Below are 13,760 nucleotides of genomic sequence, written 5' to 3' on the forward strand. Positions count from 1 at the left end.
TCACCTAGCTGCGCAGGATGATCTGCGAGACCTTGCCGTCCCGCTCGATATCGAGCTGCCACACACGCGGCGGCTTCTTGGTGATGCCTTCCAGCATCTGCGTGGTTTCAATGGTTTGCCGGTTGACGCCCCGGATGATGTCACCCGGGCGAAGCCCTACCCGGTCCGCCGTGCTGCCGCGCTTCACTTCTGCAATCACGACACCTTCAAACAGGCCTTCTATGCCGAGTTCTTCCGAAACCGCTGGCGACAGGTTCATCACCGTGGCTCCTTCGAAGGGAGAATACTCGACAAGTTCGCGCGTATCCCGCGGAATGGTCTCCGGCGCCGGTTTCAGTGAAACCTTGAGGTGCTGCTCCGAACCGTCCCGCAAGACCACGAAGTCCGTCTCTTCGCCAATCATCTTTGTCGCGAAGCGGTAACCAAAGGAATTCGGATCGGTTACTTCCTTGCCGTCGACTGCAATCACCAGATCGCTGACCCGAAGTCCTGCCTCGAAGGCAGGCGATCCCTCGAAGACGGCCGTTACAAGAACACCACGCGGCCGGTCGAGAGACAGCGCTTCGGCGATTTCAGCATTCACCAGCTGCACAGTCGCTCCCAGCCAGGGCCGTTGTACCTTGCCGCCATGATCAGCGGCCTTGGCGACGAAACGGGCCATATGCGCCGGAATGGCAAAGCCGATACCGTTGGAACCACCCGACCGGGAATAGATGGCCGAGTTGATGCCGACCAGCTTGCCGGTCATGTCGACGAGCGCTCCGCCGGAGTTGCCCGGGTTGATCGCCGCATCGGTCTGGATGAAGAACTGAAAGTCCGTAACGCCGACCTGGGTCCGCGCAGTGGCGGACACGATGCCCTGTGTCACCGTCTGGCCGACACCAAACGGGTTGCCGATGGCCAGAACGATATCGCCGACTTCCAGACTGTCTGAATCGGCAAAGTCGATGCTCTCGAACGGACCGTCGCCCCGGATCTTCAGGACCGCGAGATCCGTGCGCTCATCCATGAGCACGATGTCCGCATCGAATTCCCGCCGGTCGTTCAGGGCAACACGAACTTCATCCGCCCCTTTGATCACATGGTGGTTGGTGATCACAGTGCCGTCAGAGGAAATGATTACGCCGGACCCGAGCGAAGATTCCACCCGCTGCCGCGGCCTGTCATTGCCACCAGGCTGGCCGAAGAACCGGCGAAAGAACGGATCGTCCATGAAAGGCGACACCTGACGGCGCTGCACCACCTTGCGGCTGGCATAGACGTTGACCACCGCAGGCGCGACCTTCTTCACGATCGGGGCAAAAGACAATTTGATCTGCGCGTCGCTTTGCGGAACCAGCCGCAGATCGGCGGGAGACGGCTGCACCGTTTGGGCAAACGCGGCCGACATTCCGATCAGGCCGGCCAGGCCCGTTACGACAAGGGGACGCAAAATGCTGGTCAGAACCAGGCGCATGGCGGGAGCCTCTTTTTCGAATCTTCTGATACCCATGGCGATACATGGCAGATAGGGAGGAAAAGAGGCAAATACAAAAGGGGCTGCCGGTTTTGCGGCAGCCCCTTTTTTCAGTCGGAAGACATGATTTTAGGCCGAACGGACCTGCGCCAGGAAGCTGCGCACCTCGTGATCGAGTTCATCAGCCTTCGACGCCATGTCAGCAGCTTCTTCGGAGAAGTTCTGAGCCGCCATGTTGGTGTCGTTCGACAGAGAGGAAACATTGCGGATGTCCTCGGTCACCTTGGAGGTGCCGCCAGCCGCCCGCTGGGTGTTTTCCGCAATGCCCTGCGTCGCGTAGCTCTGTTCGGTAACGGCAGCCGCAACCTCGCTCACAGACTTGGTGATTTCATCGATGGTCTTCTGAATGTCACCGATAGCATCGACAGCGTCGTCGGTCGCGCCACGGATGGCATCGATCTGCTGCTGGATTTCACCGGTTGCCTTGCCAGTCTGGGACGCAAGATCCTTGACCTCGGAGGCAACCACCGCAAAGCCCTTGCCTGCTTCACCCGCACGCGCCGCTTCGATCGTGGCGTTGAGGGCAAGAAGGTTGGTCTGGTCGGCGATGTCGGAAATCAACGTGACGACTTCGCCGATCCGGTTGGCTGCTTCCGCAAGCGACCTGACAGTATCGTTGGTCGTCTCGGCCCGCTTGGTCGCCTCGGCGGCAACGCTGGACGAGCGTTCGATCAGTGTCGAGATTTCCTGGATCGAGCTGGATAGCTGATCGGAGGCAGCAGCGATCGATTCCACTTCCGCCAGTGTTTCCTCGGACATGGTTGCGGCATTGGCGGAGGTTTCTCCGGCCATGTCAGTCATGCTGCGCATCTTGTTGGCGGATTCGCGCAAGGCGGCAGCCGTGTGCGCCACCTTGTCGACCACGGTGCCGACAGTGGCCTCGAAGTCGCCGGCAAGGCTGGACAGCATTTCCTGACGTTGTTCGGCCTGGCGGCGCGCATCATCAGCCTCTTCAGCAGCACGGCGTTCATTTTCTTCAGCAGCGTTCTGGCGAATCTGCAGAACGGCGCGGCCAATGTCACCGATTTCGTCCTTGCGGTTTGCCGCCTTGATCTCTGCCCCGAGATCCCCGGAAGCAATGGCGTTGAGCGCACCAACCAGAGTGGTCAGAGGACGGGTGATCGACTGTGAGAAGAACAGGGCGATAACAGCGGCAACCGCAATAGTCGCCAGCGACCAAAGGAACATCTGGTCACGCATGCGGGTGACGGCAGACAGCGTTTCTTCAACGCTCTTTTCTGCAACGATAGCCCAGTTCTGGCCCTGGAAGGAAAGCGGACGGGCAACCATCAGATCGTCAACGCCGTCTGCGCCCTTCACGATACCGGCCGCCGCGGTCCCGGCAGCAGCTTCCAGCGCCGGTCCGGAGGCCACAGTGGTGTTAAGCGCCGTCGGACCATTGGCCAGCGGCATGTCGCTCAGAGCAAGACCATCCTGGTTGACAACATAGACCTGACCGGTTTCGCCAAGATCGTCGCGGTTGGCCACGACATCGCTCAGGAAATCGGAATCGATCCGCATGACAGCGACACCGCTCAGGCTGATTGTGCCGAAAGAGTTCATGAATACCGGCGACGCCAGGAAAAGGGACCCTTCACCGCCAGCCGGGGCATAGGGTTCAAAGACACTGGCGGCAATTTCACCTTCACCAAGCTCCTTCGCGGCGTTGAAGACGGCTTGAAGGCCCGTGCCTTCAGCAACACTGCCTTCGCCGAGCTTGGACAGGAATTCGTCGCCCTTCGTGACGGAATAGAGAATGAGACCGGCGTTATCGAGCAGGTAGAGATCTGCAAAGCCGCCGTTTTTCCAGACGTTGTAGAACGCCGGGTGCGCTTCCGTGTGGCGCCAGGCGTACATTGTCTTCTGTTCTTTGCCGGTCACCGTAGCGCGTTCTTCAGGTGTCTGCGGCGCCTGGAACAGTCCGAGAATTTCGTCCTTTTCCTTGGAAAGGTTCATGGTCGCGTTGCCGAGATTGCTCAACGGGTCCGCAACACTGGACGCAAGATTGACGATCTGGGACTCGGCGGCGTGCAAGCGGGACTGCAGGAGCGCGTTGCGCGCTGTGATGACCATGCCAAGCTCGGCTTCAGCCGCTTGCTGCAATCCGTCGCGACCGGTCATGTAGCCGATGACACCAACTGCGGCACAAGCGGCGACAGTAATCACGATCATCAGAGCCGGAATAACAAAAGAAAGTCGAAGAGAAGGTGTCCTCTTCTTAGAAGCGGAATTCGTTTTGGCTATCACAGTAAATCTCCCCAGCCTCTCCCACTAGTCCAGGAGGCAGGATTACAAGCTATGCAGTTTTCCTTAAATCATTGATAATCGCGGTCGCATTATTCGATACGAAAACCTCAAGGCGGACAGGTGTCCGGACAACAAAAAAAGGCGGGCAAAGTTGCCCGCCTTCTTCATTTGCCGATCCGGCAATACTTACGCTGCGTTTTCAGCCGCTTCTTCAGCTTCAACGCGAGCACGGTCTTCAGCACCGCGTGCTTCCGGATCACGGTCGACCAGCTCGATGACAGCCATCGGAGCGTTGTCGCCATAACGGAAGCCGGCTTTCAACACGCGGGAATAGCCGCCGCTGCGGTCCTTGTAACGCTCACCGAGCGTTTCGAACAGCTTGGCAACCATAGCCGCATCGCGAATCTGCGAAATGGCCTGGCGGCGTGCATGCAGGTCACCGCGCTTGCCCAAAGTGATGAGCTTGTCGATGATCGGCTTCATTTCTTTAGCCTTCGGCAGGGTCGTTACGATCTGTTCGTGCTTGATCAGCGACGCTGCCATGTTCGCGAACATAGCCTTACGGTGGCTAGAGGTCCGGTTGAGCTTGCGGCCGGATTTACCGTGGCGCATGGCCCTCTCCTTTTTCTTTCAGGCAGTCAGTTCTCTGGTTGAACTCTTGCCCGGTTGATCCTCACAGGACGCGTACGCCCTTAGTACTGATGGTCTTCGTAGCGCTTGGCGAGATCGTCGATGTTCTCAGGCGGCCAGTTGGCAACTTCCATGCCGAGATGGAGACCCATCTGGGCGAGAACTTCCTTGATTTCGTTCAGCGACTTGCGGCCGAAATTCGGAGTCCGCAGCATTTCCGCTTCGGTCTTCTGAATGAGATCGCCAATATACACGATATTGTCGTTCTTCAGGCAGTTTGCAGACCGGACAGACAGTTCCAGCTCGTCGACCTTCTTCAGAAGCGCAGGGTTGAAAGCCAGTTCCGGGACACTGTCCTCGGCGACTTCACGCTGCGGCTCTTCGAAGTTGACGAAGATGGAGAGCTGATCCTGCAGAATGCGTGCAGCGAATGCCACGGCGTCTTCCGGCTTGACGGAACCATCGGTTTCGACAGTCAGGGTCAGCTTGTCGTAGTCAAGAACCTGGCCTTCACGGGTGTTTTCCACCTTGTAGGAGACCTTCTTGACCGGAGAGTAGAGGCTGTCGACCGGGATCAGGCCAATCGGCGCATCTTCCGGACGGTTCCGGTCCGAAGAATGGTAGCCCTTGCCGGTGTTGACGGTGAATTCCATGCGGATTTCAGCGCCTTCATCCAGCGTGCAGAGCACCAGTTCCGGATTGAGAACCTCGACATCGCCAACAGTCTGAATATCGCCAGCGGTAACAACACCCGGACCCTGCTTGCGCACAACCATGCGCTTGGGTCCCTCGCCTTCCATACGGATGGCGATTTCCTTGATATTCAGCACGATGTCGGTGACATCTTCCCGGACACCCGGGATCGACGAGAACTCATGCAGAACGCCATCGATCTGAACGGCCGTCACGGCGGCACCCTGCAGCGAAGACAGCAGGATACGGCGCAGCGCGTTGCCAAGGGTCAGACCGTAGCCACGCTCGAGAGGTTCGGCAACGACGGTTGCCAAGAAGCGCGGATCTTCACCCGGCTTGATCTCGAGTTTGGTCGGCTTGATCAGTTCTTGCCAGTTTTTTTGAATGGTCACGTTTTCGTCCCTTCGGCTATCCCGCCTGGCAGATCAAAGCCAGGCCATTCTTTGCCATTTGGAGAAACAAGTACCTAAAGCTGGGAAGCCTTAGACGCGGCGACGCTTGCGCGGACGGCAGCCGTTGTGCGGAATCGGCGTCACGTCGCGAATGGACGTGATCAGGAAACCGGCAGCCTGCAGGGCGCGCAAAGCAGATTCACGACCGGAACCCGGACCACGCACTTCCACTTCCAGAGTGCGCATGCCGTGCTCGGCAGCTTTTTTCGCAGCATCTTCCGCAGCAACCTGAGCAGCATACGGGGTAGACTTACGGGAACCTTTGAAACCGAGTGCACCGGCGGACGACCAGGAGATCGCGTTGCCCTGTGCGTCGGTGATCGTGATCATGGTGTTGTTGAACGTGGAGTTCACATGCGCAACGCCAGAAGAGATGTTCTTGCGTTCGCGGCGACGCACGCGCGTCGTGTCTTTAGCCATTCTCTTATCCTTGTTTTGATCTCGTCACTGCCGTAATGCCGGCAGCTCCACCACCAATCCAGGCAGGGTAATTACTTCTTCTTACCTGCGATCGGTTTTGCCGGACCCTTGCGGGTACGTGCGTTCGTGTGCGTCCGCTGACCGCGAACCGGCAGGCCGCGGCGGTGACGCAGGCCGCGGTAGCAGCCAAGATCCATCAGACGCTTGATGTTCATTGCGGTCTCACGGCGCAGGTCACCTTCCACGAGGTAATCGCGGTCGATGGTTTCGCGGATGGACAGAACTTCTGCGTCGGAAAGCTCGTTCACACGGCGGGCAGCATCGATGTTGTTCTTTTCGATGATTTCCTGCGCGAACTTCGCGCCGATGCCGTGAATATACTGAAGCGCGATGACAACACGCTTGTTCGTCGGGATGTTAACGCCAGCAATACGTGCCACGTTCGTCTCCATGATTACGCAGCGAGACCTTGGTCTTGCCGCAGGTTGTAATGCCCGCGTCCGGTGGAGTCCGGCCCTTGCGGGTACGAAAATGCCGGGGCAGCCCCGGCACAGAGAATGCCGGCCCCACTTACATGGAACCGGCTTAACTGTAAGGTAGAGCGGGTCGTTTAACGGCTCTAAACCTTTTCGTCAAGTCCTTGAAGAACGGAATCTATGGAAGCCGTCACTTCATCAATGGACTGCATGCCGTCAATCACGGAAAGAAGACCTGTCTTCTCGTAATACGGTACGACAACTGCGGTATCACGGTTGTAGGCTTCAAGGCGCTGCTTGAAAACTTCCGGGTCATCATCCTTGCGAACTGGCTGACCGGCAGCTTGTGCGTCCGCAGCACGTTTGATGATCCGGTCAACCAGTTTGGACTGGTCGACCCGCAATTCCAGGACGGCGTTCAACTTGAGACCGTTTGCATCCAGCATCTCGTCAAGCGCTTCGGCCTGGGCGAGCGTGCGCGGAAATCCGTCAAGAATGAAACCCTTCTTGGCGTCTTCTTCCGCGATGCGGTCCCGGATGATGCCGACGACGATCTCGTCGGAAACAAGTCCACCCGCGTCCATGACTTCCTTGGCTTTGAGGCCTACCGGGGTCTGGGCGGCCACTGCGGCCCGCAGCATGTCTCCGGTGGAGAGCTGCGGGATCCCGTATTGCGCTACGAGATGCGCGGCCTGTGTTCCCTTCCCCGCTCCTGGCGGTCCAACCAGAATAAGCCTCATCGACGCCTCCCACTTAATTTCGCTTTTTTCACCAGACCCTCATATTGGTGCGCAAGCAAGTGCCCCTGGATCTGTGACACGGTATCCATTGTCACGCTTACGACAATCAACAAAGAGGTGCCACCGAAATAGAACGGAACGCCTGTCGCCGAAATAAGGAATTCGGGTAATAGACAAACGACGGTGATGTAAATTGCACCGACCACCGTAATGCGCGTCAGAACGTAGTCGATATACTGCGCTGTACGCTCGCCGGGACGGATCCCGGGAATGAAACCGCCGTGTTTCTTCAGATTGTCCGCAGTGTCGCTCGGATTGAAAACGATCGCGGTATAGAAGAAACAGAAGAACACGATCATCGCTGCGTAGAACACCATGAACAACGGCTGGCCGTGACCAAGCGCCGCAGTGATATACGTCAGCCACTCATTGCCCGAACCCTGACTGAAGCCGCCGATGGTGGCCGGAACCAGCAGAAGGGAGGACGCGAAGATCGGCGGAATCACACCAGCAGTGTTGAGCTTGAGCGGCAGGAACGAGGTGTTGCCCTCGAACATGCGGTTGCCCATCTGGCGCTTCGGATACTGGATCAGAAGCCGTCGCTGAGCCCGTTCCATGAACACGATCAGTGCGATCACCACGACAGCCAGTATCAGGATGCCGAGAATCAGGATCGTCGACATCGAACCCTGGCGGCCGAGTTCAAGCACGTTGACCAGCGCGACCGGCAGACCGGCGACAATGCCGGCAAAGATGATCAGCGAAATACCGTTACCGATACCGCGCGATGTGATCTGCTCACCGAGCCACATCAAGAACATGGTACCGCCGACCAGCGTCAGGACAGTGGCGCCACGGAAGAACCAGCCCGGGTCGGTCACCACATTGGAGGCACCCTCAAGACCGACGGCGATACCGTAAGCCTGGAAAGCCGCCAGGATAACCGTGCCGTAGCGCGTATACTGGTTGATGACTTTCCGGCCCTGCTCGCCTTCCTTCTTCAACTGCTCGAGTGACGGCACAACGGTCGTCATCAGCTGCATGATGATGGAGGCGGAGATATACGGCATGATGCCGAGAGCGAAGATCGCCATGCGCTCGACAGCACCGCCGGCAAACATGTTGAACATGCCGATGATGCCGGACTGGGCCTGATTGAAGGCCTGCGCAAAGGCGTCCGGATTGATGCCGGGCAAGGGAATGTAAGTGCCCAGTCGATAAACCAAAAGCGCCCCCAGTGTGAACCAGATGCGCTTTTTGAGTTCTTCAGCCTTGGCGAAAGCTGAGAAATTGAGATTTGACGCCAGTTGCTCGGCGGCCGATGCCATGCCCTACTCCGGAATGCTTGCCCAAGAAATGGGTGAAGCCCAGGCTGTTAAGCCTGAGCTCCCAGAACGGCAACCTTGCCGCCAACTTTTTCGATCGCTGCAACAGCGCCCTTGGAGGCACCGGCAACTTCAAAGGTCACTGCAGCGGTGAGCTCACCGTTTGCAACGATGCGCACACCGTCACGGACCCGCTTGACAACGCCTGCTGCCTTAAGCGCTTCGACGGTAACCGTCTCGGACGCATTCAGCTTGCCAGCATCGATCGCCTTCTGAACACGGCCAACGGACACAGTGTTGTAGTCCTTGGCAAAAATGTTCGTGAAGCCGCGCTTCGGCAGACGGCGGTGAAGCGGCATCTGACCGCCTTCAAAGCCTTTGATGGCAACGCCGGAACGGGACTTCTGACCTTTGACACCACGGCCACCAGTCTTGCCCTTGCCGGACCCGATGCCGCGAGCCACACGCATGCGGTCTTTTACGGCACCTTCGTTGTCACGAAGTTCATTGAGCTTCATGTTCGTATCTCCTCACCCCGTTCTTACGCGTTGTCTTCGACGACGCGAACGAGATGCTGGACCTTATTGATCATGCCGCGCACTTCAGGAGTGTCCTTCAGTGTGGAACGGCGGTGCATCTTGTTCAGGCCGAGACCGACGAGCGTCGCGCGCTGGTCCTTAGGACGGCGCAGCGGGCTGCCGATCTGTTCGACCGTGACAGTCTTTTCGGTGTTCGCCATGGAACATACCCTCTCTCAGCTGGGGACCGGAGCCGCTAAGGTCAAGCCTCAGCGGCAGCGGAAGCCGCCTCATCGTTGTTATCACGACGGCGGGACTGCAGCACGGAGACCTTGAGGCCACGGCGGGCAGCGACGGAACGCGGGCTGTCTTCCTTGGTCAGCGCAGCAAAAGTTGCACGAACCATGTTGTAGGGATTGGACGTCCCCAGCGACTTGGCCACAACGTCCTGGACGCCGAGCGTTTCGAAAACGGCACGCATCGGGCCGCCTGCGATGATACCGGTACCGGCCGGAGCTGCACGAAGCAGAACCTTGCCAGCGCCGTGACGGCCTTCCACATCGTGGTGGAGGGTCCGGCCTTCGCGAAGCGGTACACGGATCATCGTGCGCTTTGCTGCCTCAGTTGCCTTACGGATGGCTTCCGGCACTTCGCGTGCCTTGCCATGACCGAAGCCGACGCGGCCCTTCTGGTCACCAACCACAACGAGTGCTGCGAAGCCGAAACGACGGCCACCCTTGACCACTTTCGCAACGCGGTTGATGTGAACGAGCTTGTCGACGAATTCGCTGTCTCGCTCGTCGCGATCGCGATTTTCTTGTCTCGCCATATTATACGTCTTCCGTTCTTAAGAGCGCCAACGGGCGCTGGTCAGAATTCAAGTCCACCTTCACGGGCTGCATCAGCAAGCGCTTTTACGCGCCCATGATACTGGTACCCGCCACGGTCGAACACGACCTGCTTTACGCCAGCGGCAGCAGCACGCTCGGCGACAAGCTTGCCAACGGCTGCGGCTGCAGCGACGTCGGCGCCCGTTTTCAGGCTGCTCTTGAGATCTGTTTCGATCGTTGAAGCAGAGACAATCGTATGTCCCTTCGCATCGTCGATGATCTGGGCGTAGATCTGCTTCGACGAGCGGAAGACAGAAAGGCGCGGACGACCGTTCGCGGCTTTCTGAATCGAACGGCGCACGCGATCGCGGCGGCGCTCGAAAGCTTGTTTGCTGTTCGCCATGATCTGGGTCCGTTACTTCTTCTTGCCTTCTTTGCGGACGATGAACTCGCCTGCATAACGAACGCCTTTGCCCTTGTAGGGCTCCGGCGGGCGGAATTCACGAATTTCAGCAGCAACCTGACCGACGCGCTGTTTGTCGGTACCAGTGATGTTGATTTCCGTGGGTTTCGGGCACACGATATCGATACCATCCGGGATCGGATAGACAACGTCATGAGAGAAACCGAGCGCCAGCTGAAGGTTCTTGCCCTGGACCTGAGCGCGATAACCGACACCGGTGATAGCGAGGTCTTTCTTGAAGCCCTCGGTTACGCCAGTGATCAGGTTCGCGACCATGGTACGGCTCATGCCCCACATGGAGCGAGCCGGCTTGGAGCTGTTGCACGGATCGATTTTGATCCCATCATCCGTCATTTCGGCCAGAACAAGATCATTGAGCACGAAAGACTTTTCGCCTTTCGGGCCCTTGATCGTAACCGTCTGACCGTCGATCGATGCCGTTACCCCGCTTGGCACGGGGACTGGCTTTTTGCCAATACGAGACATATGACCAACCTTGTCGTTGTTTTAAAAGTGAGGATGCCGCATCAGAAGACGCGGCAAAGAACCTCACCACCTACGTTTTCGTCCCGCGCCTGATGGTCGCTCATGACACCGCGCGGAGTCGAAATGATCGACACGCCCAGGCCATTGGAGACATGCGGGATATTTTTCACCGACGAGTACACGCGGCGGCCCGGCTTGGACACACGTTCGATCGTGCGGATAACCGGTTCACCGTCGAAATACTTCAGTTCGATTTCCAACTCGGACTTACCGCCCTCGTATTCAACCGTGGTGTAGCCACGGATGTACCCCTCTTTTGCGAGCACATCAAGTACATGTGCGCGCAATTTGGAATTTGGTGAACTGACCTTGTTCTTGCGACGCATCTGCGCGTTGCGAATGCGGGTCAGCATATCCCCCAACGGATCAGAAATTGCCATCGGAGTTTCTCCTTACCAGCTCGACTTGACCAGGCCCGGGATTTTACCCAGGGAGCCCAGTTCACGAAGCGCAATACGCGACATCTTCAGCTTGCGATAAAAACCGCGCGGACGGCCGGACACTTCGCAACGGTTGCGAACGCGGTTCGGCGCGGAGTTCCGCGGCAGTTTTGCCAGCTTCAGGCGTGCGTTATACCGCTCTTCCAAGGACAGGCTCTCATCTTTAGCCAGTGCCTTCAGGGCAGCGCGCTTCTCAGCGTATTTCTTGACAAGCTTCTCGCGGCGCTTGTTTTTTTCGATTGCGCTTTTCTTCGCCATCGTCGATCCCTTCCTTGCCCGTTACTTCGTGAACGGGAAGTTGAACGCGCGCAGAAGCTCGCGTGCTTCGTCGTCATTCGGCGCCGTAGTGCAAATGATCACGTCCATGCCCCAGATCTGGTCGACCTTGTCGTACTCGATTTCCGGGAACACGATGTGTTCTTTGATGCCCATGGCGTAGTTGCCGCGACCGTCGAAGCTCTTCGGGTTCAGACCACGGAAGTCACGAACGCGCGGCAGCGCGATGGTGATCAGACGGTCCATGAATTCGAACATCTGCTGGCGGCGCAGGGTCACCTTTGCACCAAGCGGCATGCCTTCACGAACCTTGAAGGTCGCGATGGACTTTTTCGCCTTGGTGATGACCGGCTTCTGACCGGCGATCATTGCCAGGTCGTCAGCTGCGATGCGTGCTTTCTTGGAGTCGGCGACCGCTTCGCCAACACCGATGTTGAGCACGATCTTTTCCAGCTGCGGAACCTGCATGACGTTCTTGTACTGGAACTTCTCCAGAAGCTGCTTGCGCACAACTTCATCATAATGCGTCTTGAGACGCGGCACGTTAGTGGTCTCAGCCATCGATCAGGTCTCCCGAACGCTTGGCCACACGGACCTTGGTGCCATCGTCCTGCACTTTGAAGCCGACGCGGGTCGCCTTGCCGTCCTTCGGATCGGCCAGCGCAACGTTGGAGAGGTGAATCGGGGCTTCCTTGGCCACGATGCCTGCTTCCTGCGTCTGAGTTTGCTTCTGGTGGCGGCGGACCATGTTGATACCGCGGACCAGGGCTTTGTTGTCAGCCGGCAGCATCTGAATGACTTCGCCGGACTTACCCTTGTCACGGCCGGTCAGCACAACCACCGTGTCGCCTTTTTTAATTTTCGCAGCCATCAGAGCACCTCCGGCGCGAGCGAAATGATTTTCATATGGTTCTTTGCACGGAGTTCGCGCGGCACTGGCCCGAAGATACGGGTGCCGATCGGCTCCTTGTTGTTGTTGACCAGCACGGCCGCATTGCGGTCGAACCGGATCACGCTGCCATCGGGACGGCGGATATCCTTTGCCGTGCGCACGACGACAGCCTTCATCACGTCGCCCTTTTTGACGCGGCCCCGCGGAATTGCCTCTTTGACGGAGACGACGATGATGTCGCCAACGTGGGCATATTTACGCTTGGAGCCGCCGAGCACTTTGATGCACATGACACGACGAGCGCCGGAATTATCCGCGACGTCGAGGTTTGTTTGCATCTGAATCATGACTGGCTGCCTTGTTCTTCTGATGGCGCACGGGTCACGGGCGCCTGATGCTCACTGAATGGAGCGCGGTCACTGAGCGACCACGGTCCAACGTTTGTTTTTAGAGATAGGCGCGCACTCTTCGATCTGAACAATGTCGCCAACCTTGTACTGGTTGCTTTCGTCGTGTGCGCGGTACTTCTTGGTCCGGCGCACAGTCTTCTTCAGCAGCGGGTGAGTGAAGCGGCGCTCCACATTCACCGTCACCGTCTTGTCATTGGCGTCGCTGACAACGGTGCCCTGCAGGATACGCTTCGGCATGGCCGTCTCCTTACGCGTTCGCCGTCACGCGCTTCTCGCGCATGATCGTCTGGATACGCGCGATATCACGGCGGATCTGCCGGACACGCGCAGTGTTTTCAAGCTGACCCGTAGCCCGTTGGAAGCGCAGGTTGAACTGCTCCTTCTTCAGGCCTTCAAGCTCACTGCGGAGCTCGTCGAGGGTCTTAGCCCGTACATCGGTAGCCTTCATGGCTCTAACTCCTCGCCTGCCTTACTCGCCGATACGCTGAACGAAACGGCACTTGATCGGCAGCTTGGCTGCAGCAAGACGCATGGCTTCACGCGCAATGTCTTCCGGCACACCGTCGATTTCGAACATGATCCGGCCTGGCTTGACACGGCAAGCCCAGTAATCCGGAGAACCCTTACCTTTACCCATGCGGACTTCAGCAGGTTTCGAGGAAACCGGGACGTCCGGGAAGATGCGGATCCAAACACGACCCGCACGCTTCATGTGGCGGGTCATAGCACGGCGGGCCGCTTCGATCTGACGTGCCGTAACACGTTCCGGCTCCATAGCCTTCAGACCGAATGCGCCGAAGTTGAGGTCGGTGCCTCCCTTCGACAAGCCGTGGATGCGGCCCTTGTGCTGCTTGCGGAACTTTGTGCGCTTCGGTTGCAGCATCGT

At 58.1% G+C, this 13,760-nt stretch carries 21 protein-coding genes; all 21 read right to left on the reverse strand.

Going from position 1 to position 13,760, the window contains the following annotated elements; genetic code table 11:
* Positions 1–4 precede the first annotated feature (4 nt).
* The 21 genes from ACYQ54_RS01630 to rplP all read right to left on the reverse strand — a co-directional run bounded on the left by ACYQ54_RS01630 (position 5) and on the right by rplP (position 13,757).
* Positions 5–1,456, reverse strand: coding sequence for a DegQ family serine endoprotease (locus ACYQ54_RS01630; protein WP_460078738.1), 1,452 nt, complete (start codon positions 1,454–1,456; stop codon positions 5–7).
* Between the two features lie 129 nt (positions 1,457–1,585).
* Positions 1,586–3,688: a methyl-accepting chemotaxis protein gene (locus ACYQ54_RS01635; RefSeq protein WP_460078741.1), complete on the reverse strand. Its 2,103-nt coding sequence runs from the start codon at positions 3,686–3,688 to the stop codon at positions 1,586–1,588.
* Positions 3,689–3,949: 261 nt separating this feature from the next.
* Positions 3,950–4,375 (reverse strand): 50S ribosomal protein L17, encoded by a 426-nt coding sequence (gene rplQ, locus ACYQ54_RS01640; protein ID WP_055654713.1) that lies wholly within the window; start codon positions 4,373–4,375, stop codon positions 3,950–3,952.
* A gap of 80 nt (positions 4,376–4,455) precedes the next feature.
* Entirely contained in the window at positions 4,456–5,478 is a 1,023-nt protein-coding gene (locus tag ACYQ54_RS01645) for a DNA-directed RNA polymerase subunit alpha (RefSeq protein ID WP_006936426.1), read from the reverse strand.
* 90 nt (positions 5,479–5,568) lie between these two features.
* Positions 5,569–5,958: a 30S ribosomal protein S11 gene (rpsK, locus tag ACYQ54_RS01650; protein ID WP_006936427.1), complete on the reverse strand. Its 390-nt coding sequence runs from the start codon at positions 5,956–5,958 to the stop codon at positions 5,569–5,571.
* Between the two features lie 71 nt (positions 5,959–6,029).
* Positions 6,030–6,398: a 30S ribosomal protein S13 gene (gene rpsM, locus ACYQ54_RS01655; RefSeq protein ID WP_031268319.1), complete on the reverse strand. Its 369-nt coding sequence runs from the start codon at positions 6,396–6,398 to the stop codon at positions 6,030–6,032.
* A 179-nt stretch (positions 6,399–6,577) separates the two neighbouring features.
* Positions 6,578–7,174 carry an adenylate kinase gene (locus ACYQ54_RS01660; RefSeq protein WP_460078742.1) on the reverse strand — a complete coding sequence of 199 codons (597 nt, stop codon included), beginning with the start codon at positions 7,172–7,174 and terminating at the stop codon, positions 6,578–6,580.
* The gene (gene secY / locus ACYQ54_RS01665; RefSeq protein WP_460078745.1) at positions 7,171–8,502 is read right to left on the reverse strand and encodes a preprotein translocase subunit SecY; all 1,332 of its coding nucleotides are present in this window, start codon (positions 8,500–8,502) and stop codon (positions 7,171–7,173) included. The genes ACYQ54_RS01660 and secY overlap by 4 nt, the downstream gene beginning before the upstream one ends.
* Before the next feature lie 47 nt (positions 8,503–8,549).
* Positions 8,550–9,017, reverse strand: a complete 468-nt coding sequence (gene rplO, locus ACYQ54_RS01670; RefSeq protein WP_229004084.1) for a 50S ribosomal protein L15 — start codon at positions 9,015–9,017, stop codon at positions 8,550–8,552.
* A gap of 23 nt (positions 9,018–9,040) precedes the next feature.
* Positions 9,041–9,238 carry a 50S ribosomal protein L30 gene (gene rpmD / locus ACYQ54_RS01675; protein WP_006936433.1) on the reverse strand — a complete coding sequence of 66 codons (198 nt, stop codon included), beginning with the start codon at positions 9,236–9,238 and terminating at the stop codon, positions 9,041–9,043.
* A 41-nt stretch (positions 9,239–9,279) separates the two neighbouring features.
* Positions 9,280–9,846, reverse strand: a complete 567-nt coding sequence (rpsE, locus tag ACYQ54_RS01680) for a 30S ribosomal protein S5 (protein ID WP_006936434.1) — start codon at positions 9,844–9,846, stop codon at positions 9,280–9,282.
* Between the two features lie 41 nt (positions 9,847–9,887).
* Complete coding sequence (gene rplR, locus ACYQ54_RS01685) at positions 9,888–10,250, reverse strand: 50S ribosomal protein L18 (protein ID WP_022998248.1); 363 nt, start codon at positions 10,248–10,250, stop codon at positions 9,888–9,890.
* A gap of 12 nt (positions 10,251–10,262) precedes the next feature.
* On the reverse strand, positions 10,263–10,796 hold the full coding sequence (gene rplF / locus ACYQ54_RS01690; RefSeq protein WP_022998247.1) for a 50S ribosomal protein L6: 534 nt from the start codon (positions 10,794–10,796) through the stop codon (positions 10,263–10,265).
* Positions 10,797–10,837: 41 nt separating this feature from the next.
* Positions 10,838–11,236, reverse strand: coding sequence for a 30S ribosomal protein S8 (rpsH, locus tag ACYQ54_RS01695; protein WP_006936438.1), 399 nt, complete (start codon positions 11,234–11,236; stop codon positions 10,838–10,840).
* A 12-nt stretch (positions 11,237–11,248) separates the two neighbouring features.
* Positions 11,249–11,554, reverse strand: a complete 306-nt coding sequence (gene rpsN, locus ACYQ54_RS01700) for a 30S ribosomal protein S14 (RefSeq protein WP_006936439.1) — start codon at positions 11,552–11,554, stop codon at positions 11,249–11,251.
* Positions 11,555–11,575: 21 nt separating this feature from the next.
* On the reverse strand, positions 11,576–12,133 hold the full coding sequence (gene rplE / locus ACYQ54_RS01705) for a 50S ribosomal protein L5 (protein WP_460078747.1): 558 nt from the start codon (positions 12,131–12,133) through the stop codon (positions 11,576–11,578).
* A complete protein-coding gene (gene rplX, locus ACYQ54_RS01710) occupies positions 12,126–12,443 on the reverse strand; it encodes a 50S ribosomal protein L24 (RefSeq protein ID WP_006936441.1) in 318 nt (105 codons plus the stop codon). Before rplX ends, rplE begins: the two co-directional genes overlap by 8 nt.
* Positions 12,443–12,811 (reverse strand): 50S ribosomal protein L14, encoded by a 369-nt coding sequence (gene rplN, locus ACYQ54_RS01715; protein ID WP_148586608.1) that lies wholly within the window; start codon positions 12,809–12,811, stop codon positions 12,443–12,445. The genes rplX and rplN overlap by 1 nt, the downstream gene beginning before the upstream one ends.
* A 69-nt stretch (positions 12,812–12,880) precedes the next feature.
* Positions 12,881–13,111, reverse strand: a complete 231-nt coding sequence (gene rpsQ / locus ACYQ54_RS01720; protein ID WP_148586607.1) for a 30S ribosomal protein S17 — start codon at positions 13,109–13,111, stop codon at positions 12,881–12,883.
* Between the two features lie 10 nt (positions 13,112–13,121).
* A complete protein-coding gene (rpmC, locus tag ACYQ54_RS01725; protein WP_460078749.1) occupies positions 13,122–13,322 on the reverse strand; it encodes a 50S ribosomal protein L29 in 201 nt (66 codons plus the stop codon).
* Between the two features lie 21 nt (positions 13,323–13,343).
* Positions 13,344–13,757 (reverse strand): 50S ribosomal protein L16, encoded by a 414-nt coding sequence (gene rplP / locus ACYQ54_RS01730; RefSeq protein ID WP_006936446.1) that lies wholly within the window; start codon positions 13,755–13,757, stop codon positions 13,344–13,346.
* Between the last annotated feature and the right edge of the window lie 3 nt (positions 13,758–13,760).

The organism is Roseibium sp. LAB1 (assembly GCF_054658235.1).

What these genes read in the sequence shown, in the direction of transcription:
- rplN (WP_148586608.1), bottom strand. Translation starts at nt 12,811, where the DNA reads ATGATTCAGATGCAAACAAACCTCGACGTCGCGGATAATTCCGGCGCT.
- secY (WP_460078745.1), bottom strand. Translation starts at nt 8,502, where the DNA reads ATGGCATCGGCCGCCGAGCAACTGGCGTCAAATCTCAATTTCTCAGCT.
- rplR (WP_022998248.1), bottom strand. Translation starts at nt 10,250, where the DNA reads ATGGCGAACAGCAAACAAGCTTTCGAGCGCCGCCGCGATCGCGTGCGC.
- ACYQ54_RS01630 (WP_460078738.1), bottom strand. Translation starts at nt 1,456, where the DNA reads ATGCGCCTGGTTCTGACCAGCATTTTGCGTCCCCTTGTCGTAACGGGC.
- rplX (WP_006936441.1), bottom strand. Translation starts at nt 12,443, where the DNA reads ATGGCTGCGAAAATTAAAAAAGGCGACACGGTGGTTGTGCTGACCGGC.
- ACYQ54_RS01660 (WP_460078742.1), bottom strand. Translation starts at nt 7,174, where the DNA reads ATGAGGCTTATTCTGGTTGGACCGCCAGGAGCGGGGAAGGGAACACAG.
- rplO (WP_229004084.1), bottom strand. Translation starts at nt 9,017, where the DNA reads ATGAAGCTCAATGAACTTCGTGACAACGAAGGTGCCGTAAAAGACCGC.
- rpsK (WP_006936427.1), bottom strand. Translation starts at nt 5,958, where the DNA reads ATGGCTAAAGACACGACGCGCGTGCGTCGCCGCGAACGCAAGAACATC.
- rpsN (WP_006936439.1), bottom strand. Translation starts at nt 11,554, where the DNA reads ATGGCGAAGAAAAGCGCAATCGAAAAAAACAAGCGCCGCGAGAAGCTT.
- ACYQ54_RS01635 (WP_460078741.1), bottom strand. Translation starts at nt 3,688, where the DNA reads ATGATCGTGATTACTGTCGCCGCTTGTGCCGCAGTTGGTGTCATCGGC.
- rpsE (WP_006936434.1), bottom strand. Translation starts at nt 9,846, where the DNA reads ATGGCGAGACAAGAAAATCGCGATCGCGACGAGCGAGACAGCGAATTC.
- rplF (WP_022998247.1), bottom strand. Translation starts at nt 10,796, where the DNA reads ATGTCTCGTATTGGCAAAAAGCCAGTCCCCGTGCCAAGCGGGGTAACG.
- rpsQ (WP_148586607.1), bottom strand. Translation starts at nt 13,111, where the DNA reads ATGCCGAAGCGTATCCTGCAGGGCACCGTTGTCAGCGACGCCAATGAC.
- rplP (WP_006936446.1), bottom strand. Translation starts at nt 13,757, where the DNA reads ATGCTGCAACCGAAGCGCACAAAGTTCCGCAAGCAGCACAAGGGCCGC.
- rpmC (WP_460078749.1), bottom strand. Translation starts at nt 13,322, where the DNA reads ATGAAGGCTACCGATGTACGGGCTAAGACCCTCGACGAGCTCCGCAGT.
- rplE (WP_460078747.1), bottom strand. Translation starts at nt 12,133, where the DNA reads ATGGCTGAGACCACTAACGTGCCGCGTCTCAAGACGCATTATGATGAA.
- rpmD (WP_006936433.1), bottom strand. Translation starts at nt 9,238, where the DNA reads ATGGCGAACACCGAAAAGACTGTCACGGTCGAACAGATCGGCAGCCCG.
- rpsH (WP_006936438.1), bottom strand. Translation starts at nt 11,236, where the DNA reads ATGGCAATTTCTGATCCGTTGGGGGATATGCTGACCCGCATTCGCAAC.
- rplQ (WP_055654713.1), bottom strand. Translation starts at nt 4,375, where the DNA reads ATGCGCCACGGTAAATCCGGCCGCAAGCTCAACCGGACCTCTAGCCAC.